Raw genomic sequence first — 22,535 nt, forward strand, 5'->3', positions numbered from 1 at the left:
TTAGCGAAAGAATACCGCACTTGATTTAGTGTGACTCAATTTTAAACAGCTTTTCAAATTTCCAATTTTGTCTGGAAACCATAGCATTGTGGCACCACCTGATCCCATCCCGAACTCAGAAGTGAAACGCAATCGCGCCGATGGTAGTGTGGGGTCTCCCCATGTGAGAGTAGGTCATTTCCAGGCGCCTAATACGAGAAAGCCCGCTACGATGTAGCGGGCTTTTTTGTTTCTAAAACCTACCTCTTAAGGTGTTGACTCAGTTTGACGGACTGAAGAGTAATAAGCGGCGACAGCGGCGATATCTTCAGCGGTTAAATTACTTGCGACTTCAGTCATTAATCCACCGTCATCGTTTTTACGATTGCCACTTTGCCATGCGTTTAGCTGTGCTTCAATATAACCGCTACTTTGGCCTATTAAAGCTGGAATGGCTGGAGGAAGTCCTATTCCTCTTGGCCCATGACAGTTGGCACAGGCAACAAGTTGGCGAGCAATATCCCCATTTTCGGCTAGTTGTTCTCCAGCTGCATAGATTGCGGGATCGACAACAGCTGGCTTGGTTAAATTAGGCGTAGGAAGGCTGGCGTAATAAGCCGATACGTTCAGTATTTGTTGATCATTTAATCCAGCTGCCATAGGTTGCATTAACGCTTGCTGACGTTTACCAGACTTAAAATCTTCTAACTGTTTACGTAAATAATATTGGCTTGAACCTGCTAGGCGAGGAAAGTTGCTAATACCCATGCCTTCACCGTTGGCACCGTGACATGTCATGCATGGTGCAACGGCTCCTCCACCTTGATTAGCTATAGTTTTACCTGCATTGATATCAGCCGTCAGCTGTGTTGCAGCCATTAATGGCAACATGACTGCGCTAGATGCAATCATTATACAGGCTTTAAAGATGTGTTTTTTCATCATAATGATACCAATGGTCCGGGTGATTTTAGGTACTTGGTGGTTAGCGCTTCGGCGGCGCGGTATGTTAGCGCGCCTAATGTGCCTGTTGGGTTGTAACTTCCATTGTGAGCAAAAGCTGATGCTCCCACCACAAAAACATTTGAGACATCCCAGCATTGGAGGTATGTATTAACCGCGCTTGTTTTGGGGTCTGCCCCCATCACCGCGCCTCCGCAATTATGAGTCGATTGATATATATTGCTATCAAAAGGCCCTTTTCGAGGACTAGCAACCACTTGTTTCCCCCCCATAGCCTTCCCTATTTGTTCTAGTTTACTGGTGATATAAGCCGACATTTTTATATCGTTCTCTGTAAAGTCGAATGTCATTCTTAACAAGGGTTGACCCCAAGCGTCTTTGTAGGTCGGGTCAAGATCAAGGTAGTTTGTTGGCGTGGGCATGGACGAACCATGTGCACCAATTTTTACCGTATGATTGTAATATTTCAGCATGGCTTGCTTGAACGCTTTCCCCCAACTAGGTGTTCCAGGGGGAACCGGATGAAAACCAATGGGTTGCCCATTAGTTATATTGGAATAAAGATAAGCGCCACCGATAAAACCGAGTTCTGAATGATCGAAGTTATCGCCTGAAAACTCGTCAATTACTGACATTGTTGAGCCCGATGCCATAAATGGATTAATTCGAATATCGTCATCGAAGAATACTTGGGCGCCACTAATGGTTTGATAGGTGTAATTTCGCCCTACAACGCCTTTTTGCGTTTTAGGATCGTAGGGTTTACCAATACCGGATAACAACATCATGCGTACATTATTTAGTGAGAACATACTCATAATCACTAATTTTGCCGGTTGGAATATTTCTTCTCCAGCCGCATTGATATACGTCACTCCCGTTGCTTTTTTACCTTGTTTATCAAGTTGTACTTTCTGAACTTGGGCATGGGTTCTGAGTTCAAAAAGATCGCTTTTTAATAGTACGGGTAAAATTGTTGTTTGTGGGCTAGCTTTGGCTTTATGTTCACACCCAAATCGTTCACAAAAACCACACATTACGCAAGCTTCCATGGTTAATCCTAGCGGGTTGGTATAACGCTGCGATATGGTGCAAGAGGGCATTGGAAATGGTTTATATCCTAGTTTTTCTGCGGCTTTAGAAAATAAGCTGCAGGCATAGGTTTGTTTCATGGGCTTATTTGGGTATTCCGTTGATCTTGGTGCTTCAAATGGGTTGCCACCCGGCTGAATTTTTCCTTGAATATTCCCCGCTTTACCGCTGGCTCCATAGAGGTTTTCGAACCGTGTATAATGAGGCTCAAGGTCTGCATAGGTGACCCCCCAATCTTGGATTGACAGCGCAGGATCAATAAAATCTTTGCCATAACGTTTTTCAATGTGTGATTTCAGTATGAAATCAGCTTCTTGAAAACGCCAAATATTACCATTCCAATGAACTGCTGAGCCGCCTAACCCTGTACCTGGAAGAAATGCCTGCCAGCGTCTAATGGGTAAAGCGGTTTGGGTAGTGTTATTTCTGAGTGTCACCGCTTCATTTTGTGCACTTTGCATCAATCCTTTGCGAACAGAATATTTAAGCTCATCGTGCATGGCTGGCGCTTGAAAGTCAGGCACTGTATTTCGAGCAGCTCCTCGCTCTAATCCAACTACTTTTTGTCCTGCTTTGGTTAATTCATGTGCAATAATTGAACCGCTCATACCGACACCAATGACAACGACATCAACGGCTTCTAGTGTTTTTGCCATGGGTTATTCTCCCTTCCCTGAGTGTGACATATTGTGTTTTGGGGCATTTGCCATGCTAATTGGATTTGAGGTTCTTGAATCTAAATTTATGCCATGTTTATCAGCTAGGTCGTACCACGACGCATAGGCTCCTGGAAAGCCGATGGCTTTCCAACCAACCATATCTTTATTGCCACCATAGCTAGGGTCGGCTAAAAAACCTTCGATAGTATTTTGTAATAACATTGAGAAAAAGGTTGCTGAAGGAACGCCATCTAAATCCAATGAACCCGATTCTAACTTGGTTAAATAGGCATCTTGTTGAGCTGGTGCCATTTGATCAAAGGGGGTATTAGCTTCATTTAGTTGCTTATTGATGGCTGTTAGCGCAGTGCGGTACAGCTCTGATGGTGTGAATTTAAGTTGATAGCCTTGTTCAGGAGTGCCCGGTGTCCAAGGGCCACTGATGTACATATCAGAGCCACCTCCCCAAGGACCAGCCAATGCTTTATCGATGAAGTTGGTAACATCGGCTTCTAGTGCGCCAGGTGAGTCTGCTTCAGAAGGGATAAGTCTCGCGGTGGCAGCCGTAAGAAAAGTGACTTCAGCAGGATGTAAAAAAATATATTGTGGTAATTTTGTCTCGTGTTGAGGTTGGCTATCCGCGAAAGCAGTGTTAGCGGTAACGGCTGCACCGACAGCAGTACTTGCGGCGATTAAACCTGCTGCTTTAAATAGGGTACGCCTTCCTATGTCAACCGATTCTTCTGTAACTTCAATACCTGTTTTGCTTTTTGTCATAGTGTCACTTTCTCCATGTGTAACTCTCTATTTTTGAATAAAATAGATTTAGTTGTTCTTACTGAACTGACCTGAAGTGTATGACATAAATGAAGTATGTGACAGAAATGAGGTGGTTATCCTCCTATTTTAATCGCAGTTAGAAGTAGACGTTAGGCAGCCATCAGTGGTGGCCCATTAAACTATCGCGAACCGGCAATTTAAACGACAGTTACAGTTAAAATTTAACCAAGTTAAACACATCACGCTTGAGGTTCATCACTGCGATTTACTTGAATGTTCAGCTGGAATGGATAAGTTATTTGGCTTTTAAAAGATTCCAATGATTAACTTGGCTGAAAATGCTTCAGTTAGCGGTTTTTGTTGAAAAAGAGCTTTACCTTTGTCAGTGGTTTTTGCATAATGCCCCACGTCAACAGGGGTGTAGTTCCAATTGGTAGAACAGCGGTCTCCAAAACCGATGGTTGCGGGTTCGAGTCCTGCCACCCCTGCCAAATTTAGAAGGCCTAGCAGAAATGCTAGGCCTTTGTCTTTTCTGGTTTTTTTAAATTCTTTACTTTTTAGCTCTCGCAAAGCAAGGTGGGTATTCGTCATGATACTGTTTCAAGCTTTGAGCTAAATCCAGACTCGACTAAAAAAATTAGAAACACTGTTTGAGATCTTATCTGCATTAAACTTAGCGCTAGATATAAAGGTTAGAGATCCACAGCGGTTAGATGAACATCAATATGATAATACTACTGTGCGCAACCAAGGATGGAAGGGGAGTTGCTGTGGCTAGTCGTACTTAATATCGAATAATCGCCTTACCACTATAGTTAAACTAGTAAGCCGAAAACCCGATAAAAGCTATTACTTCGATGAGACTTTGTTGCGTAATTCTGACAGAAAACCTAATTGTCTGAAATTGAGCTGCTCTTATACAACATACTGAGTTTCAGGCATACCAAGCCCTGTAAGCTTGTTCAGCGCTTTAATCATGGCGTAAAGTTTCACCAACCTGAGCATTGTAATTTCTCAGGCTTAACTTCCCACCTAGCAACTGCTTCACTCGATACATGGCTGTTTCTGATATAGTGTTTTCAAAGTAACAACACCGGCTAAATGCCGGTGTTGTTACAGCTGCTTTATTTGAGCATCTGCTCTGGATGGATCACTTGCGCCCGATAACCTGTAGCAAACATATCATGGCTATTAATGTCGATACGCACCGCTGGCTCGGTCTCACCATATCTGTGTTCAACCAAAATGGAATGCACCTTACCAGTGGTATCATCGAGCTTCATATTGCCATAGCCGCCGCCAAGGCCAAATAAACCTGCTGAGGCAAAATAGCTTAATATGCTGTCTTTATCGGCTTGATATTTAACAATTGAAGTTACCGGGGAATAGCCTTTGTATCCCAGCTCATCCTTACCATAGTGCCATACTTGTTCCACGGTCATTTTGTCTTCATCAATCTTATATTCTACTGCGCGAGAATACTTACTGGTGGCAAACATAGGCTGAGCGAGATGACGCCCATCGCCATTATCAAATACGGTCCAGGTTCCCTTTTCATCAACCTTATAAGCAGTGTGTGGCGTATATACAAAATCAAATTCGCTCCCATTACACATGCCACGTGTGGTGCAGCTGATTACTTTGCCATTAGCATCAACGGGGGTTAATAGTTTAGTGGCTAATGAATCATTCCAGTTTTGGGGTGGACTGAGGATCCACTTAACTTGCTTGTCGCGACCAATTTTAATCACTGCCGATTGATGTCGAGAACTAATGACAATACTGTCATCTATGGGGTCATAGTCAATTGAGTTAACATGTGCCCAGTTGCGGCCAGTTTCTACGCCATGGATATCACCCATAGGTGCATTACGCAGCTCGGTCGCCGATGCCTGTTTGCCTTCTTGCTCAATATTTATGTTTAAGCACACAGCGCCTGCGTCTAACGACAGTAATGCCGCGTCGCGCATAGGGTCGAGAATTTGGTTTAAATCCCAGTAATCGACCAGTTTGCCGTTAGTATCTACTTCGATGATATGATCTCGTACAGTATTAACTAATAGGCCATCTGGGCGTCGGTAATCTTTAGCCGCCACGCGTAATAAAAAATTTCCATTTTCTATTTGAATCCCTTCATGGGATGCATCAATAAAATTCCCAGGCAGACGATGAGATGAAATCATTCGTCCCATTAGCGTCATTTGTTTCCACGTTTGGCCTTGTACCCACACCATATTGCCTTCAGCGGTGATATTCATGCCCATGGCATAACCTGCACCATCAAAGCGGCTTGAATCATGTGTGGTGTAGGGATTCATAAACCAGCGAATATCGCCTGCTGTATCGATAATAAAAAAGCCGGGCTTAGCATCCCAAGCAAAGGCTCCTGGTGCGGTGGGATTGTTATGCATTAAGGGAGATGATTTCCCGTCAGGATTGGTCCAGTTAAGAAAATACAACCTGTCTTTAAAGTCAGCTGCTACTTTTTTTACCTCAACTAACGGCGCTTTAGCCCATTGACCTTCTGAAAAGCCCATGTCGACATCTGGGGTCATTAATTGATAATCATGTTGTTTTTGTTTTCCGTCTTCTTGCCAGCTGATGGTGAATTTATTCAAATGATCTGGGTACAAGCCAAAAATAGGTACACCACCTTCATCCATAATACGCATATCTGCAACGGCATAGGTAATATCGACGCCCAGTTCACCTTTTTTATGGATCTTAACCTTAACATCTGAGATTGAGTGGCCATCTAGGGTTAACAATGCTGTTAGTGGGGCATTTTCGTAAGGGTTATGAATAATATAGCCTAGGGGCGAACCACTGACAGGCATGGGTTTCATGCCTGTCATATTTGCTTGTACAACTAAGGCACAACTGCTGGTCATCAAGATCAACAATAGTGATAATGTCTTCCACATAATTAACTCTCTCAAATTATTTTCGCGCCAGTATAATCCCGCCCCAAGGGATAGCAGCTTAACGACAATACAATCGTTGGCTGGATCACAGTTGGCTGGCTAAAAATGCGAAGGTTATCGTGTTACAGTATGCGATATCGACTCATTTCTGGTCTCGTGTGGCTAAACTTGCATTTAAATGGTCTGAGTTTTTTGAATGAAATGACTAGAGAGAAAATATGCAGGATGACTAACAGTAATAGTAACTGTTGCGGGGCCTGGCAGATTCTAGATAAGTCGTTCAAAAATGAACGGCTTTTTGCTTTTCTAAGCTTTATCATTTCACTCAGCCTCCCTGATTATTTACGTACAGTGACATAGGTAGTGCCAAGGGGTATCCTTATGGCGATGATTTTTGTCGGGAGGCGACTTGGAAAGAAGTGCATATTTAGATGCTATGGACATTACCCGTTGGGTGGAAAAAGGTGCTGATATCCCCCTTTACCCCATCTTGGTAGACAGGGGCGCAAGGGTTTCAGCCGAGCACCCTATTATACGCCAAGTGTTGACACTCTTTCCTGAACAGGAAAAGCAGGTGGTCATCAGCGATACCTTGAGCGGTACTAAAGAGGTATTTTGGGATATGCGCAGTGTCAGATTACCTAAGGTGTCTTGTGTCATTAGCTCGGCGCCTTTGGCGGTTTTAGAGCAGCAAAGCAAGGCCAAGCGTGCTTTGTGGCAGGCGATATGGGAGGTAAATGCCCAATGACCTTAGCGCTGAAAACCCTTAATCGAGAACAGGCTCCGCTTTTACATGAGCTGGAGAGCGTCTGTCATCGTTTCCCTATGTCTTTGACCAACCTAGAGACCTGTTTTGGGCGTTTCTACCATGTCATCGGTCTCTTGGATGGTGAGGAACTCATCGGGTTTGCCATTTTGCATCAACTCTTTGAAGATGCCACGTTGATGGATATCTGTGTCAGCCCCACTTCTCAGGGACAAGGTTTAGGCAAGCGTCTCACGGAGGCATTAATCGAGCTGGCAGCGACCCAAGGCGCCGAACGTATGATGTTGGAAGTAAGGGCCTCTAATGAACGGGCTATCGCCTTATATCGCCAAATGGGCTTTGTTCAGACAGGGATGCGCCCTAACTATTACCAGCTGGAACAGGGTAAAGAGGATGCCATCTTGATGGAGCTCTTGTTTTAGATTGATTTAAAAAAATAGCGCCAAATGGCGCTATTTTATATTGAGTCTATGGAGACTTACTTAACTTCTTTTCCCTGAGCCTGTAGGTCGGCATGGTAGCTAGAGCGTACCATAGGGCCACAGGCTGCATGGGTAAAGCCAATCTCTTCAGCGAACTCTCTCAGTTCATCAAACTCAGCTGGCGGTACGTAACGCTCAACTGGTAGGTGGAACTTAGATGGCTGCAGGTATTGACCGAGTGTCAGCATTTCAACGTTATGAGCGCGTAGATCTTGCAATACTTCTGCGATCTCTTCGTTGGTTTCACCTAGCCCCATCATAAGACCTGATTTAGTCGGAATGCTTGGGTGGCGTTCTTTGAACTTCTTAAGCAGATCAAGCGACCATTGGTAATTCGCGCCTGGGCGCGCCTTGCGATAGTGCTTAGGTGCGGTCTCTAGATTGTGGTTAAACACATCGGGTGGCTCAGTGGCCAAAATATCGAGTGCAGCATCGATACGACCGCGGAAATCCGGTACTAAGATCTCAATTTTGATCTCTGGATTAAGAATGCGAATTTCGCGAATGCAGTCTGCAAAATGCTGTGCACCACCGTCACGCAGATCGTCACGGTCAACCGAGGTGATCACCACGTATTTAAGTTTCATATCGGCAATCGTTTGCGCTAGTTTAACAGGCTCTTCTGCATCCGGTTTGAGTGGACGGCCATGGGCAACATCGCAAAATGGACAGCGACGAGTACAAATAGCGCCTAAGATCATAAAGGTCGCTGTACCGTGGTTGAAGCACTCTGCCAGATTTGGGCATGACGCTTCTTCACATACAGAATGTAGTCCGTTTTTACGTAGCGCTGATTTAATATCCAGAATGCGCTGGTTTGACGCGGGCAATTTGACTCTTAACCAGTCGGGTTTACGTAGCATAGTTTCGCGCTCTGAAGGCACGATTTTGACCGGAATTCGTGAAACTTTTTCCGCATCGCGGAGTTTTACTCCTGGTTGTAATCTTTCAGGCCTAGTCATATTACTCTGTTAACCCTTGATGATGTTCTATATGTTGATAGCCAAGTGTTTGGCTAAACGTTTGAACGAGTTTTTCACCCGCTTCAATGACTGTTTGAGGTCCATTGAGTGGTTTGCATTGAGCCATTTCTAAGCCCGCGTAGCCACATGGATTAATGCGTTGGAAAGGAGCCATATCCATATCGACATTTAATGCGAGTCCATGGAAGGAGCAGCCTTTACGAATACGTAGTCCTAATGACGCAATTTTACGTTCGTCGACGTAAACACCTGGCGCGTTAGCCTTTGGATAAGCTTCAATGTCATACATGGCCAGCATCTTGACAATACTCTGCTCTATATCTGTGACCAGCTGTCTCACACCGATTTTGAGGCGTTTGATATCAAGAAGAGGGTATGCAACCAATTGCCCTGGACCGTGATAGGTGACTTGGCCACCTCTATCGACTTGGATCACTGGAATATCGCCAGGGTTCAATATATGCTCGCTTTTACCCGCTTGTCCTTGAGTAAAGACTGGAGGATGTTCTACGATCCAAAGTTCATCTTGGCTGTTTTCATCGCGATTATCGGTGTATTGCTGCATCGCATGCCACACCGATTCGTAATCTTGGCGACCAAGATTACGAACATGTAAAATCTTGTCCTTCAAGGGCAACCTCTCCCCTTATCATTAAAGAGCGCTTATTATACGCCCGAAATTAGGAAATGTAAGGTAGATCACATTTCTTATGCTTCTAGAGTAAATTAAAGTACGCGTTTAACGCCTTCTATCGCTGCTAACTCAATGTAAAGCTTTTCGATTTGCTCTTTACTATTGACGATGACATTGATGGTAATTGAGTTGTAAGTGCCTTTGCTTGAGGCTTTGCTGGTTGGCATGTAATCACCAGGCACATGACGCTGTACAACGGCTACCACGTCATCGGCTAAAGTGTCTCTAGCATCACCAACGACTTTGTATGGAAAAGAAGCTGGGAACTCCATGAGTTCGTGGAATTTGGTATCTAACATTAGTGTGATCTCTTGCCCAATCGGATAGCTAATAAAATTGGGGGGTATTATACCTAATTCAACCCTCGGAGGCTAAAAACAAAAAAAGTCACCCGAAGGTGACTTTCTCTCAATTTATAAGATTAGCTAAACCAACCAGCAAACATCTGTTTAAAGTAATCCATGAGCTTGCTAAACCAGCTGCCTTCATTGACTTCTTGTAGGGTTACAAGTGGGAACTGGGCAATATCTTTGCCATTAAGTTGGAAGTAGATGCGTCCAACCACTTCACCTTTTGCCAATGGTGCTGTTAACTCTTTATTGAGTTCAAAGTTAGCTTGTAGGTTTGCTGCTTGGCCACGGTTTATAGTTATTGGGGTATCGGTTGTTACGCCTAAATCAACCGATTCTCTGTCGCCATACCAAATTTTTTGAGTAACGAAGTTATCGCCTGCTTTATAGGGCGTGATGGTTTCGAAAAAGCGGAAACCATAGTTAAGCAACTTTTTACTTTCAGCTTTACGTGCTGATTCACTTGCTGTACCCATGACAACAGAGACTAGACGCATGCCATCTTTTGTTGCAGAAGTCACTAGGTTATAACCCGCGCCTGAAGTGTGACCTGTTTTTATTCCGTCTACATTTAAGCTTTTATCCCAAAGTAGACCGTTACGGTTGTACTGTTTAATACCATTAAAGGTATAGGATTTCTCTGAATAGACTCGATACTCTTCTGGTACGTCGCGGATAAGTGCTGCACCAAGTATCGCCATGTCATAGGCTGTTGTTTTATGGTTTTCTGAATCGAGTCCGTGAGAGTTCTCGAAGTAACTGTCTTTCATGCCTAGCTGCTTAGACCACGAGTTCATCATATCGACAAAACCATCTTCGGTTCCTGCAATATGCTCGGCCATAGCGACACAAGCGTCGTTACCTGATTGAATAATAATCCCGCGGTTTAAATCTTCCACAGACACTTGTTTGCCGACTTCGATAAACATCTTTGATGAGTCTGGGAAGTTTTTAGACCAAGCTTTCTTACTAATAGTGACTTTATCTTCGGGGCTGATATTGCCAATTTTGATCTCATGGCCAATAACGTAGCTAGTCATCATCTTTGTCAAACTTGCCGGATTTAAGCTTTCATAAGCATTTTCTTCGGCAATGATCTGCCCAGAATTATAATCCATCAAAATGAAGGCTTTCGCGGCGACTTTAGGTGCATCTGGGGTGACGACTGGCGCAGCATTTGCGGCAGTAAAGGAGAGTGAAGTAATAATGAGTAGTGATTTAAAGCTGCGATTTATCAATTTCATATTAAAAAGGCACGTCTTTTAGTTGAATGCGAAAAGAAAGCGGATATTCAGTCGAGTATAACATTAGTCGACAATGGAATTCAGTGAAGGTTCATTAATCTTAAGTAAATAGCCCATCATTGGGCTACTCCGTTACTCGGTAACTTTGCGGGTAACCATTTTGCTGTAGCTCTTGATGCAGTTTGTCTGCTATTTGTTGTCTACCTATAGGCCCCAGCTGTAGCTTATATAAATTACCCGTTTGTTGAATTCGAGTTTGTACCTGATATTGTGAGGTTAAGGTTTTTGCGAGTTGTTCGACTCGACGTTTGTCGGATGAGGCGAGAACTTGCACATAATGTAGGCGCGTGTCTTTCAGTTGGGCTAAGGCCACGGATTCGGGGTTTTCAATATAGATAACCTCAATCTTCACCTTTGCTGTGCCGGTTTTTAGCATATCCAGTCGATGAGCCGCCGCGTAAGAGAGATCGATTATTCGGTTGTCATGAAATGGGCCACGATCATTCACCCGAACAATAACACTTTTATCATTACCGAGGTTGGTGACTTTGACATAGCTTGGTAACGGTAATGTTTTATGGGCCGCAGACATAGAATACATGTCATAGGTTTCACCGTTAGAGGTGAGGTGACCGTGAAACTTCTTACCGTACCATGAGGCTATACCTGTCTTTTGATAACCCTTACCCGAGGGCAGTACCTGATAAGATTTACCTAATACAGTATAGGTTTTCGGGTTACCTCCTCGACTGTAAGGCTCAAATTTAGGATGGGCATCTTCCACTTTGGTGACATCTGGGGCATCGGTTGGTGCCAGATCATCATTGATTTTATAGCGACTACTTTGAGACGAGCAGGCGCCAAGTAACAATAAACTTAATAGAAGTAAAGAAGATAAAAATTTACTGTTTAGCATAAGCATCTTTCAACTGTTGGCTGAATTGATAAACTGCCATAGCATAAAGCGGGCTACGGTTGTAACGGGTGATCACGTAAAAGTTATTAAGCCCTAACCAGTAATCAGTTTTATCTTCTTGAACTAATTCAACTATCAGCGCCTTTTGGCTGATATCTATGTCGACATTTTGCGCTAAGGCTATCTCTGGTGACAGGATGTCGGCAACCTTATAATTGAGTTTTTCCCCTTTCCAAACGGTTAAATTCTCAGGTAACTGGTGATTTGTTAGTGGCAATGTCACTAATTCGCCTTTTTTCCAACCATGTTGATGGAAGTAGTTTGCCACGCTACCGATAGCGTCAACGGGGTTGCCGACAAGATCGCGTTTGCCATCGTTATCGAAATCAACCGCGTAATGGCGGTAGCTAGATGGAATAAACTGGCCAAATCCCATTGCACCAGCATAAGAGCCGTTAAGATGAGTAATATCTAAATGCTCCTCTTTGGCTAACTGTTGCAAATTAGCGAGCTCTTTTCTAAAAAAACGGGCTCTGGGAGTATAGTGAAAACCGAGCGTGTATAGCGCATCGATTACAGGATAGGTACCCATATAGCCGCCATAAAAGGTTTCGATACCTATGATAGCGACAATAATTTCAGGATCGACCTCAAACTGCTTGGCCGCTCTAGCTATGGTTTTAGCATGGGTTTTCCAAAATTCAATGCCTTTAGCTAGGCGCTTGTCGGTAAGGAAAATAGGTTGGTAAAGATGCCAAGGTTTAGCTTCCCAGGGGGTCGTAATAGCATCGATGACTTTTTGATTGTAGTTAGCTTGAGTTAAGAATTGCTCTATTTCTTGGCGAGAAAAACCAGCGTCTAACTGGGTTTGAATAAACTCACTCTTTAGTGAACTAATATCGCCATCTTGTGGGATCACTTTCTCATTAGCGTAACTTGGCGCTGATACAAAATTTAGCGCTGATGCAAAAAGCAAAGGTGCAGCGGTAAAAACGCGCGTTATTTTGTTCAATCTTGACTCCACTATCTGTCTACAAAACGTCTATGGGTGTGGATACTCATTAAAATGCCAAAGCCTGTCATTAGTGTTAGCATTGAGGTTCCACCGTAGCTGATTAACGGCAAGGGCACACCTACAACCGGTAAGATCCCTGAGACCATACCGATATTCACAAATACATACACAAAGAAGGTTAAAGTAATACTGCCAGCGAGTAAACGGGCAAAACTAGTTTGCGCCCGAGAAGCGATAACCAGCCCACGGCCGATGACATAAAGATAGAGGCACAGTAGTATCAAACTGCCAACCAGACCAAACTCTTCGCCAATCACCGCAAAAATAAAGTCGGTATGGCGTTCCGGCAAAAATTCGAGCTGTGACTGAGTGCCATCTAGCCAACCTTTACCCCATAAACCGCCTGAGCCAATTGCGATTTTAGACTGAATAATATGGTAACCGGCTCCCAGCGGATCTTTCTCTGGGTCGAGTAATGTGAGTACTCGAGTTCGTTGATAATCGTGCATTAAGAAGAACCACAATACCGGGAGCAACGCCAGCACACCGCCAATAAAGCTACCGACAATAGCCCAACTCATTCCTGACAAAAACAGGACAAATATGCCAGATGCGGCAACCAAAATAGAGGTGCCTAGATCGGGTTGTTTTGCAATTAACAGTGTTGGGACGAGTAAAATAATACCCGCTCCGATGAGATAACGTTTCTTTGGTGGTAGGGGGAACTTACTGATGTACCATGCCATGGTGATTGGGAACGCGAGTTTCATCAACTCAGATGGTTGAAACTCCATAAATCCTAAGTTTAACCAGCGCTGAGCCCCTTTATTGATCTCACCAAAGAAATGCACGCCGAGTAGTAAAATAATGCCTGCGATATAGATAGGAAACGCCCAGCGTCTCAGCACTTCGGGGTTGATTTGGGCAATGAATAACATAATACCAAGAGATAAACCCATGCGGATAAGTTGGCGTTCCATCAGTGCCATATCCTCACCGCCGGCTGAATAGATCACAAATAAGCCAAAACTCATTAAGGCCAATAGTCCTAGTAGCAAGGGCAGATCGATATGTAGTCGCTGCCAGATATTGGGGCGATGGCTATGGGCGGTCATGGTTTGGCTCCCCAGCAGTCTTAATTGGTAAGTCATCTCGTAAGATATATTCATCTAACAGCGAACGAGCCACCGGGCCAGCGTTGACGCCACCCCAGCCTGCGTTTTCCAGCACCACGGCTAATACGATAGTCGGCGCTTCATAGGGAGCATAAGCGACGATTAACGCATTATCTCGCAGGTGTTCGTCGATGGTATCGGCGTCATATTTTTCATCTTCAGCCACACTAAACACCTGCGCGGTCCCCGTCTTCATTGCAGCGTTATAGCCTGCATCAACAAAACGAGATTTGTGGGCGGTATCTTTCATCGCCGAGTTGATGATCTTCCAGTTATTGGGATCTTTTAATTCTACTGGGGGCATTTTATCTATCGGGGTGTCGACTTTAACCGTGTCATCTTTAATTGACTTAAGGAGGTGAGGCACGTAGCGCTCGCCTTTGTTCGCTAAAATAGTGACTGCGTTAGCTAGTTGCAGAGGAGTCGTGGTCCAGTAACCTTGGCCAATCCCTACGGAGATCGTATCGCCGTTATACCAAGGTTGGTTGTAGCGAATGCGCTTCCAATCTCTTGAGGGCATGATTCCGGCCGACTCTTCGAAAATATCGACACCTGTTCGCTCTCCAAAGCCAAATCGAGTCATAAAGTTGCTTATGTTGTCGATACCTGTTTTGTAGGCTAAGTCGTAGAAATAGGTGTCACAGGAGTGCACAATTGCGCCCGTTACATCAACCCAGCCATGTCCCCAGCGTTTCCAGTCACGGTATTTTCTTTCTATTCCAGGCATTTGCCAGAATCCTGGATCCCAAACTCGGGTTTTAGCGGTAACCGCTTTCTCTTCTAGTCCAAGCAAGGCGAGGTGAGGCTTTACCGTGGAGGCTGGCGCATATTGGCCTTGAGTTGCCCGATTAATCAATGGTCTTGAGCGCGAGTTAAGTAGTTCGCGATACGCCTTTGAGCTGATGCCATGCACAAATTGGTTTGGATCATAGCTAGGGCTCGATACCATAGCTAAGATCCCGCCATCACGGGGATCTATTGCTACAATCGAGCCTCTTCGTCCATCTAAGAGTTCCATGGCTTTTTTTTGTAGCTGCAGATCTAAGGTTAAATAGATATCTTGACCTGGCTCTGGTGCCACGGACTTTAGGGTTCGGATCGTTCGGCCACGGTTGTTGACCTCTTCTTCGAGGTGGCCAGGTTTACCGTGTAGTAATGTCTCATAGAATTTTTCAATCCCCTGCTTACCGATATCTTTAGTTGCAGCGTAATTTTGCCATTGCCCATTACTTTGAAGGGTCGCCTGGTCTTTACTGTTGATTCGTCCGACATAACCCAGCACATGGGTTAATAGGCTACCGTAGGGATAATAGCGCTTGAGCCCTGCATCGACGGAGAAGCCTGGGAATTTGTGTTGATTAACACTAAAGGCTGCGACCTCTGCTTCAGAAAGTCGGTTTTTAATGGTCAGCGGTTTGAATCGGCGGTGGAATTTGAGTGATTCGAGGACGCTTTCTCGCTCATCACTGCTGATGTCGACAACCTGACTTAATTCATCTAGGGCTGCCGGGATATCTTTGACTTTTTCAGGGATCAGCTCTAGCGAGAAAAAGGGCTGATTCTCGGCTAATAGCTTTCCGTGCCTGTCATATATCAGACCACGACTAGGGGCGACCGGAACCACTCGAATACGGTTATCATTCGAGCGCGTTTCATAATCTTTGAAGGAGAGGATCTGTAATTGATATAGGTTACTAAGGAGAATGCTGAGTAAAATAATAACGCAGACAAAGGTGAATATTGCCCGTCGTTTGAATAGCGATGCTTCGGCTGCATGATCATGCATAGCCATCCGTTTACGTGGCGCCAATTATACTCTCTCCAGCAGTAAGTTGGTGTTCGCAATCATTAGCCTATCCTTGAGTTTCCGATGGAATAGGGAAGAGTCATTACTCTCTGTGATACGGATGGTTGTTGTTAACGCTCCAAGCTCGATATAAGCTTTCGGCTACCAACACCCTAACTAAGGGGTGAGGTAAGGTCAGCGCGGAAAGACACCAGCTTTGTGCTGCAGCTTGCTTACAGGCGGGGGAAAGTCCTTCTGGACCGCCAATGAGTAAGCTCACATCTCGTCCGTCATGCTGCCAGCGATTGAGCTGGGTAGCCAGTTCTGGTGTCGTCCAGTTTTTGCCGGGTAGGTCTAGGCTAACAATATGGTTGCCTTTGGGGATTGCTGCCAACATTAGCTCGCCTTCCTTGTGGAGGATTCGAGCTATATCTGCATTCTTTCCGCGCTTACCCGCTGGGATCTCAGTTAATTCAAATGGCATATCGCGTGGGAATCGACGCTGATACTCTTCAAATCCTGTAGTGACCCAACCGGGCATGCGTGTGCCTACGGCGACTAACTGTAACTTCATTACTCTGGCTTTTCAGACCACAGCTTTTCAAGCTGGTAAAATTCACGGGTCTGATCTTGCATGACATGGACAATAACATCGCCAAGGTCAACGAGTACCCATTCGCTACTATCGCGGCCTTCCACACCATGGATGTGTAGGTTTGCACGTTTGGCTTCTAATACAACGTTTTCAGCAATCGCTTTAACGTGGGTTTTAGAGGTTCCTGAACATACAACCATAAAATCGGTGATATTTGATTGCTCAGATACATCTAATACTGCGATATCTCTCGCTTTTAAATCTTCGACTTTGTCGATTACAAACTGTTTTAGCTCGGCGCTTTGCACGCGGTTTTCCTCATTCATTTTTGACAGCGAGGCAGTATAACAGGTTATATGGCCAAAGTAATTGCCAATAGCGGCTAGCGGATAGGGATTTTTGAACTAAATTGTGGTGGAGTTGAGGCGCAGGTGTGTTGGTTAACGATACAAGCCATGCTCTGTAATATAGGTGTTGATCACTTTGGGCATCGCGTCCTCTATGAGCTTATTACTGGCCAGCTGTGCACGAATATCGGTTGATGAATAGGGCTGCTCGGTGATATCGACGGGGAAAATGATACCGCTAAATTGTTGATTCAGCTCTGCAGTCGCTAAACTATTTTTGTCACCAGTGTGTTTTTCGAGTAACTGTTGCATTAGCGGATTGTCGGCCACTTGCCACCCAGGACGTTTACAGACCACGATATGGCACAGTTTCAGCAATTGTTGCCATTGATACCAGCTGGGTAAGTTAACAAATGAATCCATCCCCATAATAAACAGTAGGTGATCATTAGGATGGGTTTTACGCAGTGCCTCTAGGGTGGCAACAGAATAAGAGGGCGTATCTCGCTTTGCTTCTATGTCACATAATGCTAGCTGGGGGTATTGCTCACACACTAGGTTGGCCATCGCCAATCTGTGTTTTGTACTACTATTGGGCTGCTGTTTATGAGGCGGAATATGGTTTGGCATCAACCAAATTTGATCAAGTTCTAGCGCCTGATATACCTCGAGCAATGGATTGATGTGACCAAAATGGATTGGGTCGAAGGTGCCGCCCAGAATGCCTATTTTCATCTTATTCGAGTTCGATATGGTTTAGATGTTGATGTGCTGCAGGGTCGTATAACAGACAGAGATGACTTAGGGCTGTCCAATCCTCGATTCCTTGCTGCTTTAATCTGAGTTCTGTTTTAGATGCAAAGGCGAGCATGGTTTCTATCTGGCGCAGTGATAATCGAGTTAACGCGGCTTGATACAGGGCTTTACGTTTATCCCAAATACGTAATTTACTCCACATGGTTTGCACATTTTCGCCCATCTCTTGAGCACGCTTGAGCTCAAATAGCGTGGTAAGCTCTTTGAATTGTCCCCAGAGCAATATCGGCATTGCAATTCCTTCCGCTTGGAGTTGCGACAAGATATGTTGCGCTTTCTCTTGCTGATTACTCAAGAGTACGTCGGCCAATTGAAACACCGTAAAGCGAGATTGATCTTCAAAATACAGAGCTAATTGTTGGCTGCTTATTTGTTGATTGGGACTTAGCAGTTGCAGTAGCTGCAGGGCTTGATCAGCCGCCAACAAGTTACCTTCATAAAGACTAAACAGCATCTGCTGTGCATCTTGAGTGAGATTAAGATTAAAGTGTTGTATACGAGTGTTGAGCCAGCGCTGAAATTGCGCACCTTCAGGTGTCGTGCAGGGAATATATATCCCATGGTTATCAAGTGTTTTAAACCATTTTGATTTGGTTTGCTCGCTGGCAAGCTTAGGGCCTGTGATCACCAAGAGTATATCGGGATTAACCGATTGCATTACTGCTTGCAGTTGCGTGCTCCCCTCTGCGCCGGGCTTTGCTTGAGGCAGATTAAGCTCAATAATACGCCGACTAGCGAAGAGGCTCATGGTATTGCACTCTTCAATAAGATCGTTCCAGTTAAATCCGGTTTCTTGAGTGAGATGGATCTTCTCTTCAAATCCCTCTTTTTTGGCTTGTGCGTAAATTACCGCTTTAACGGTTTCACATTGCCAAGGGTCATCACCAAAGACCATATAGCAGGGCTTTAGTGGTGCTATCTGTTTAGCGAGTTGATCTGGATAAATCCGCATTAATTGGTCTCGAATGAAGCCAAAATTTGGATGATCTGATCGGCCGCTTGAATACGCATCTCTTTTACCAGTAGTTCCATTTCGCGGCTCTTAGCAAGTGCCGTTCGAGGATCATCGAGGTAATCTCGGTGGATATCGACGTTAAAGCTTTGCGCTTCTCGCCCCGGTTGCTGCACAACAAATGAGACTTGATAATTTAGCTCATACTCGGCCACGTTACCTGTGGGATACAGTGACAAGGTGGATCTGTCGAGTGAATCCCCAAGAATGCGTAAAGTAGGTGTGGTATCCGTTTGTGGAACCACGTTAATACTGTTTAAGCGCAAGCGTTCACGAACAAGACGAGTGAGCTCACTGTACTGATCTTGGCTACTAAGATGTAATGACTTTAGCTCATCAGGGATCGAGTAACTGCGCTGAAGTTTAAAACCACAGCCGCTGGTGGCCAAGAGGGTGAGTGTCAATAAGGCGAAACACAAGCGTTTAATAAGCATAGGCTCGGCTATTTCCTAAGTTGATGAGACTTGACCATCTGGGTGATGGTCAAGCCATGGGCTTTCTCGTTTGCTACTATCCCGTTTGCTATGATCTAGTTAGCAACAATGTTTAGTAGCTTACCTGGTACGTAAATCACTTTGCGTACTGTTTTGCCTTCGGTGTGTTTTATGACACCTTCTTCTGCCATACCTAATGCTTCGACAGTCTTTTGATCAGCATCAGCGGCAACGGTGATTTTTGCGCGTACTTTACCGTTAACCGAGACGACGATCAGCTTACTGTCTTCAACTAGCGCCGACTCATCGACTTCTGGCCATAGTACTTCTTCAATCGCTTGTTCGTGACCTAAGGCTTGCCATAGGCTAAAACAGGTGTGAGGAATGATTGGATACAGAAGACGAACAACAGCACATAATGCTTCTTGCATTAACGCACGATCTTGCTCTGTTTCCATCGGTGCTTTTTGCAGACGGTTCATTAATTCCATAACCGAGGCAATTGCAGTGTTGAACATCTGACGACGTTCAACATCATCGCCCACTTTGGCAATAGTTTTATGCAATTCACGGCGCAGCTCTTTTTGTGCAGGGTTAAGTGCAGCAAGATCTAATGGGCTCGTTTTTCCTAGCGACACATGATCATGAGCGAGCTTCCACAAACGCTTGATGAAGCGGTGCGCGCCTTCAACGCTAGACTCTTGCCATTCAAGAGTAAGCTCTGGTGGTGCGGCAAACATCATAAATAGACGCACTGTATCGGCGCCATATTTATCGACCATCTCTTGTGGGTCGATGCCGTTGTTTTTCGACTTAGACATCTTGCTCATGCCAGTGTAAACCAGCTCATGGCCTTGGCTGTCTACCGCCTTAACAATGCGCCCCTTGTCATCGGTTTCGGTGACAGTCGCGTCATTAGGTGAAACCCAAACGCGTGCGCCTTTCTCGTCGTTATAGTAGAAGGCATCTGCCAACACCATACCTTGAGTCAGTAGACGTTTAGCTGGCTCATCACTGTTAACTAAGCCGATATCACGCAGCAATTTGTGGAAGAAACGGAAGTAAAGCAGATGCATACACGCATGCTCAATACCACCGATATACTGATCCACTGGTAGCCAGTAGTTCGCTTTTGCAGGATCTAACATCTCATCTGCATGTGGGCTACAGTAGCGAGCATAATACCAAGATGACTCCATAAAGGTGTCGAAGGTATCGGTTTCTTTAAAGGCTTCTTGTCCGTTTACCTGTGTCTTTGCCCACTCTTTATCCGCTTTGATTGGGCTTTGGATACCATCCATCACCACATCTTCAGGCAAGATAACGGGCAGTTGATCTTCGGGTGTTGGCATCACAGTGCCATCTGCCAAAGTGACCATTGGGATCGGTGCGCCCCAGTACCGCTGACGGGATACACCCCAATCGCGAAGACGGAAGTTGACTTGACGCTTTCCTTTGCCTTCACTTGCCAATCTCGAATCGATTGCATCAAATGCGGCTTGGAAATCAAGCCCATCTAACTCTGGGAACGCTTCACCAGAGTTAAACACAATCCCCTTCTCGGTATAAGCTTCTTTACTGATATCAAGCTCACCATCGATAGGTTTAATTACGCCTTCGATTGCTAGGCCATATTTAGTCGCAAATTCATAATCACGTTGATCATGACCTGGAACCGACATTACTGCGCCAGTACCATAGTTCATCAGTACGAAGTTAGCCGCCCAAATAGGCACTAATTTACCCGTGAGTGGATGAATCGCCTTAAGACCGGTATCAACGCCTTTTTTCTCCATCGCAGCCATCGCGGCTTCAGTGGTGTCGGCATTTTTGCACTCTTCGATAAAGTCTTTAAGTACAGGGTTATTTACCGCTGCTTGCTCTGCTAATGGGTGACCCGCAGCAATTGCCACGTAGGTCACACCCATTACGGTATCGGGGCGAGTGGTATAGATATCGAAGCTCTGATCGCTGTCAGCCACTTGGAAGGTCATCTCAATACCTTCGCTACGACCAATCCAATTACGTTGCATGGTCTTAACTTGCTCAGGCCATTCATCTAATTGGTCAATGTCGTTTAACAGCTCTTCGGCGTAGTCGGTGATCTTAATGAACCACTGTGGGATCTCTTTCTGAACCACTTCGGTGTCACAGCGCCAGCAGCAGCCATCTTGCACCTGCTCGTTTGCCAGTACGGTTTCATCGTTTGGACACCAGTTGACCGAGGCAGTCTTCTTGTAGACCAGGCCCTTCTCGTAAAGCTTAGTGAAGAACCACTGTTCCCAACGGTAATATTCAGGGGTACAAGTGGCGATTTCACGGCTCCAATCGTAACCGAATCCCAGCATCTTTAGCTGGTTCTTCATGTAGTCGATATTTTCGTATGTCCAAGGTGCGGGCGCGGTCTTATTATTGATCGCTGCATTTTCTGCTGGCAGACCAAAAGAGTCCCAACCTATCGGTTGTAATACGTTTTTTCCTTGCAGGCGCTGGTAACGCGCAACTACATCGCCTATGGTGTAGTTACGGACATGGCCCATATGCAGTCGACCCGATGGATAAGGGAACATAGAGAGACAGTAAAATTTCTCTTTGTTTTCATCTTCGGTTACTTCAAATGTTTTAGTGTCTTGCCAGTGCTGTTGCACCTTAGCTTCAATCTCTGAAGGTAGATATTGCTCTTGCATTGATGATTCCCGGCCATGCCGCTTATTATTTGATCTTGCGCACATTGCGCGCGAATTAGATCTGCATAGAATAAACTAGAAGTGAGTTATTAAAAAGGTTCGCATGAAGGAGTATTTAACATGAGTGAACGAAGCAGTGCGTTACTATCGCTTTATGAGGCGTTGTTTTCTAAAGTGAAGTCAGACTTTTCTGAAGATAACTCAATGACTGTAAAGGAGTTATACAAGGTTGTTACCGCAAGCAAGGAGTTTTTAGTTCTAAAACAGCAGGCCAAAGAAGATGAAATTGCATTAGTCGAACAATTTTTAAAACGTGACATTGCCAACTACTTACAGGAGAAAAATGCGACTGACTTAAGTCATAGTCCATCGGTTATTGTCGCTGAGAACACTTTATGGCACTGGCTAAGTGAGATCACCGATCGCAGTCAAATGGAGTGGCATGAGGTTAGCCAAGATTTTAAGCATAATGGTTACTATCAAAGTGGCGAGATAGTGGGTCAGGGCGTCATGGTTTGTACTGAATGCGGTCATGAGATGCGCATCGAGTTTCCTGGTGTTATCCCAGATTGTCCAAAGTGTGATTGCGGTCAGTTTACCCGAGAAGCCTTAGCGCCATAAGATTGTGCAGCTAAGGCTGCAATCGATAGCTAAAACAGCACTCATCGTCGACCAGTAGAGCACTTTGGTTATCGCCCTAGCCGATGTAACAACATTAGGATTGTTATATCGGTTTACCAAAGTGCCGTAAAAATTGAGCCATTTTCGTATCGTTATTGTCGAGCCCACCCGATAGCGGGTGGAATATTGATCACTCAATCACTCAATCACTCAAT

At 44.9% G+C, this 22,535-nt stretch carries 21 protein-coding genes, 1 tRNA gene, 1 rRNA gene and 1 pseudogene; 5 read left to right on the top strand and 19 right to left on the bottom strand.

All coding sequences use genetic code 11. The features are described from left to right. The first annotated feature begins 70 nt into the window (after positions 1–70). Positions 71–186 (top strand): 5S ribosomal RNA (gene rrf / locus K0I62_RS04795). A gap of 60 nt (positions 187–246) precedes the next feature. On the opposite strand, the gene K0I62_RS04800 is transcribed toward rrf, so the two are convergent. From K0I62_RS04800 to K0I62_RS04810, 3 genes are read right to left on the bottom strand one after another with little or no spacing between them, the layout of a single operon-like run. Continuing rightward, positions 247–924: a c-type cytochrome gene (locus tag K0I62_RS04800; RefSeq protein WP_220070379.1), complete on the bottom strand. Its 678-nt coding sequence runs from the start codon at positions 922–924 to the stop codon at positions 247–249. Further along, the gene (locus tag K0I62_RS04805) at positions 921–2,690 is read right to left on the bottom strand and encodes a GMC family oxidoreductase (protein WP_220070380.1); all 1,770 of its coding nucleotides are present in this window, start codon (positions 2,688–2,690) and stop codon (positions 921–923) included. The genes K0I62_RS04800 and K0I62_RS04805 overlap by 4 nt, the downstream gene beginning before the upstream one ends. Before the next feature lie 3 nt (positions 2,691–2,693). Further along, complete coding sequence (locus K0I62_RS04810; RefSeq protein WP_220070381.1) at positions 2,694–3,470, bottom strand: gluconate 2-dehydrogenase subunit 3 family protein; 777 nt, start codon at positions 3,468–3,470, stop codon at positions 2,694–2,696. A gap of 417 nt (positions 3,471–3,887) precedes the next feature. Here K0I62_RS04810 and K0I62_RS04815 point away from each other — a divergent pair. Next, positions 3,888–3,964 (top strand) — tRNA-Trp (locus K0I62_RS04815). A 424-nt stretch (positions 3,965–4,388) separates the two neighbouring features. On the opposite strand, the pseudogene K0I62_RS04820 reads toward K0I62_RS04815, so the two are convergent. Beyond that, positions 4,389–4,545, bottom strand: a pseudogene (locus K0I62_RS04820) (IS5/IS1182 family transposase); the annotation flags it as partial. A gap of 52 nt (positions 4,546–4,597) precedes the next feature. Continuing rightward, complete coding sequence (locus K0I62_RS04825) at positions 4,598–6,397, bottom strand: aryl-sulfate sulfotransferase (RefSeq protein ID WP_220070382.1); 1,800 nt, start codon at positions 6,395–6,397, stop codon at positions 4,598–4,600. A gap of 409 nt (positions 6,398–6,806) precedes the next feature. On the opposite strand from K0I62_RS04825, the gene K0I62_RS04830 reads away from it, so the two are divergent. Next, positions 6,807–7,145 carry a DNA polymerase III subunit psi gene (locus K0I62_RS04830; protein ID WP_220070383.1) on the top strand — a complete coding sequence of 113 codons (339 nt, stop codon included), beginning with the start codon at positions 6,807–6,809 and terminating at the stop codon, positions 7,143–7,145. Beyond that, positions 7,142–7,585 carry a ribosomal protein S18-alanine N-acetyltransferase gene (rimI, locus tag K0I62_RS04835; RefSeq protein ID WP_220070384.1) on the top strand — a complete coding sequence of 148 codons (444 nt, stop codon included), beginning with the start codon at positions 7,142–7,144 and terminating at the stop codon, positions 7,583–7,585. Before K0I62_RS04830 ends, rimI begins: the two co-directional genes overlap by 4 nt. 56 nt (positions 7,586–7,641) lie before the next feature. Here rimI and lipA read toward each other — a convergent pair whose 3' ends face one another. From lipA to leuS, 14 genes are all read right to left on the bottom strand, one after another. Continuing rightward, positions 7,642–8,607 carry a lipoyl synthase gene (lipA, locus tag K0I62_RS04840; RefSeq protein ID WP_220070385.1) on the bottom strand — a complete coding sequence of 322 codons (966 nt, stop codon included), beginning with the start codon at positions 8,605–8,607 and terminating at the stop codon, positions 7,642–7,644. 1 nt (position 8,608) lies between these two features. Further along, positions 8,609–9,259: a lipoyl(octanoyl) transferase LipB gene (lipB, locus tag K0I62_RS04845; protein ID WP_220070386.1), complete on the bottom strand. Its 651-nt coding sequence runs from the start codon at positions 9,257–9,259 to the stop codon at positions 8,609–8,611. Positions 9,260–9,354: 95 nt separating this feature from the next. After that, positions 9,355–9,621 carry a DUF493 family protein YbeD gene (gene ybeD / locus K0I62_RS04850; RefSeq protein WP_220070387.1) on the bottom strand — a complete coding sequence of 89 codons (267 nt, stop codon included), beginning with the start codon at positions 9,619–9,621 and terminating at the stop codon, positions 9,355–9,357. A 122-nt stretch (positions 9,622–9,743) separates the two neighbouring features. Next, positions 9,744–10,916 carry a serine hydrolase gene (locus K0I62_RS04855; RefSeq protein ID WP_220070388.1) on the bottom strand — a complete coding sequence of 391 codons (1,173 nt, stop codon included), beginning with the start codon at positions 10,914–10,916 and terminating at the stop codon, positions 9,744–9,746. A 124-nt stretch (positions 10,917–11,040) separates the two neighbouring features. After that, on the bottom strand, positions 11,041–11,838 hold the full coding sequence (locus K0I62_RS04860) for a septal ring lytic transglycosylase RlpA family protein (protein WP_220070389.1): 798 nt from the start codon (positions 11,836–11,838) through the stop codon (positions 11,041–11,043). Further along, positions 11,819–12,751: a lytic murein transglycosylase B gene (gene mltB / locus K0I62_RS04865; protein ID WP_258405132.1), complete on the bottom strand. Its 933-nt coding sequence runs from the start codon at positions 12,749–12,751 to the stop codon at positions 11,819–11,821. The genes K0I62_RS04860 and mltB overlap by 20 nt, the downstream gene beginning before the upstream one ends. Before the next feature lie 104 nt (positions 12,752–12,855). Next, entirely contained in the window at positions 12,856–13,962 is a 1,107-nt protein-coding gene (gene rodA, locus K0I62_RS04870) for a rod shape-determining protein RodA (RefSeq protein ID WP_220070390.1), read from the bottom strand. After that, positions 13,949–15,832 (bottom strand): penicillin-binding protein 2, encoded by a 1,884-nt coding sequence (gene mrdA, locus K0I62_RS04875; protein ID WP_220070391.1) that lies wholly within the window; start codon positions 15,830–15,832, stop codon positions 13,949–13,951. The genes rodA and mrdA overlap by 14 nt, the downstream gene beginning before the upstream one ends. A 79-nt stretch (positions 15,833–15,911) precedes the next feature. Next, positions 15,912–16,382: a 23S rRNA (pseudouridine(1915)-N(3))-methyltransferase RlmH gene (gene rlmH / locus K0I62_RS04880; RefSeq protein WP_220070392.1), complete on the bottom strand. Its 471-nt coding sequence runs from the start codon at positions 16,380–16,382 to the stop codon at positions 15,912–15,914. Beyond that, positions 16,382–16,711, bottom strand: a complete 330-nt coding sequence (rsfS, locus tag K0I62_RS04885; protein WP_220063381.1) for a ribosome silencing factor — start codon at positions 16,709–16,711, stop codon at positions 16,382–16,384. Before rsfS ends, rlmH begins: the two co-directional genes overlap by 1 nt. Positions 16,712–16,843: 132 nt before the next feature. After that, positions 16,844–17,485, bottom strand: coding sequence for a nicotinate-nucleotide adenylyltransferase (gene nadD / locus K0I62_RS04890; protein ID WP_220070393.1), 642 nt, complete (start codon positions 17,483–17,485; stop codon positions 16,844–16,846). A 1-nt stretch (position 17,486) separates the two neighbouring features. Beyond that, positions 17,487–18,518 carry a DNA polymerase III subunit delta gene (gene holA, locus K0I62_RS04895; protein WP_220070394.1) on the bottom strand — a complete coding sequence of 344 codons (1,032 nt, stop codon included), beginning with the start codon at positions 18,516–18,518 and terminating at the stop codon, positions 17,487–17,489. Then, on the bottom strand, positions 18,518–19,012 hold the full coding sequence (locus K0I62_RS04900) for an LPS-assembly lipoprotein LptE (protein WP_220070395.1): 495 nt from the start codon (positions 19,010–19,012) through the stop codon (positions 18,518–18,520). The genes holA and K0I62_RS04900 overlap by 1 nt, the downstream gene beginning before the upstream one ends. Before the next feature lie 95 nt (positions 19,013–19,107). Then, positions 19,108–21,699: a leucine--tRNA ligase gene (gene leuS / locus K0I62_RS04905; RefSeq protein WP_220070396.1), complete on the bottom strand. Its 2,592-nt coding sequence runs from the start codon at positions 21,697–21,699 to the stop codon at positions 19,108–19,110. A gap of 120 nt (positions 21,700–21,819) precedes the next feature. On the opposite strand from leuS, the gene K0I62_RS04910 reads away from it, so the two are divergent. Further along, positions 21,820–22,320 carry a zinc ribbon-containing protein gene (locus K0I62_RS04910; RefSeq protein ID WP_220070397.1) on the top strand — a complete coding sequence of 167 codons (501 nt, stop codon included), beginning with the start codon at positions 21,820–21,822 and terminating at the stop codon, positions 22,318–22,320. Positions 22,321–22,535: the final 215 nt, after the last annotated feature.

This window comes from Shewanella psychrotolerans (assembly GCF_019457595.1).
In the GTDB taxonomy this organism is placed as follows: domain Bacteria; phylum Pseudomonadota; class Gammaproteobacteria; order Enterobacterales; family Shewanellaceae; genus Shewanella; species Shewanella psychrotolerans.

Bases quoted from the DNA above. Each gene is read 5' to 3' on its own strand.
- K0I62_RS04800 (WP_220070379.1), bottom strand. From the start codon at position 924: ATGATGAAAAAACACATCTTTAAAGCCTGTATAATGATTGCATCTAGC.
- K0I62_RS04805 (WP_220070380.1), bottom strand. From the start codon at position 2,690: ATGGCAAAAACACTAGAAGCCGTTGATGTCGTTGTCATTGGTGTCGGT.
- K0I62_RS04810 (WP_220070381.1), bottom strand. From the start codon at position 3,470: ATGACAAAAAGCAAAACAGGTATTGAAGTTACAGAAGAATCGGTTGAC.
- K0I62_RS04825 (WP_220070382.1), bottom strand. From the start codon at position 6,397: ATGTGGAAGACATTATCACTATTGTTGATCTTGATGACCAGCAGTTGT.
- rimI (WP_220070384.1), top strand. From the start codon at position 7,142: ATGACCTTAGCGCTGAAAACCCTTAATCGAGAACAGGCTCCGCTTTTA.
- lipA (WP_220070385.1), bottom strand. From the start codon at position 8,607: ATGACTAGGCCTGAAAGATTACAACCAGGAGTAAAACTCCGCGATGCG.
- ybeD (WP_220070387.1), bottom strand. From the start codon at position 9,621: ATGTTAGATACCAAATTCCACGAACTCATGGAGTTCCCAGCTTCTTTT.
- K0I62_RS04855 (WP_220070388.1), bottom strand. From the start codon at position 10,916: ATGAAATTGATAAATCGCAGCTTTAAATCACTACTCATTATTACTTCA.
- K0I62_RS04860 (WP_220070389.1), bottom strand. From the start codon at position 11,838: ATGCTTATGCTAAACAGTAAATTTTTATCTTCTTTACTTCTATTAAGT.
- rodA (WP_220070390.1), bottom strand. From the start codon at position 13,962: ATGACCGCCCATAGCCATCGCCCCAATATCTGGCAGCGACTACATATC.
- rlmH (WP_220070392.1), bottom strand. From the start codon at position 16,382: ATGAAGTTACAGTTAGTCGCCGTAGGCACACGCATGCCCGGTTGGGTC.
- nadD (WP_220070393.1), bottom strand. From the start codon at position 17,485: ATGAAAATAGGCATTCTGGGCGGCACCTTCGACCCAATCCATTTTGGT.
- holA (WP_220070394.1), bottom strand. From the start codon at position 18,518: ATGCGGATTTATCCAGATCAACTCGCTAAACAGATAGCACCACTAAAG.
- K0I62_RS04900 (WP_220070395.1), bottom strand. From the start codon at position 19,012: ATGCTTATTAAACGCTTGTGTTTCGCCTTATTGACACTCACCCTCTTG.
- leuS (WP_220070396.1), bottom strand. From the start codon at position 21,699: ATGCAAGAGCAATATCTACCTTCAGAGATTGAAGCTAAGGTGCAACAG.
- K0I62_RS04910 (WP_220070397.1), top strand. From the start codon at position 21,820: ATGAGTGAACGAAGCAGTGCGTTACTATCGCTTTATGAGGCGTTGTTT.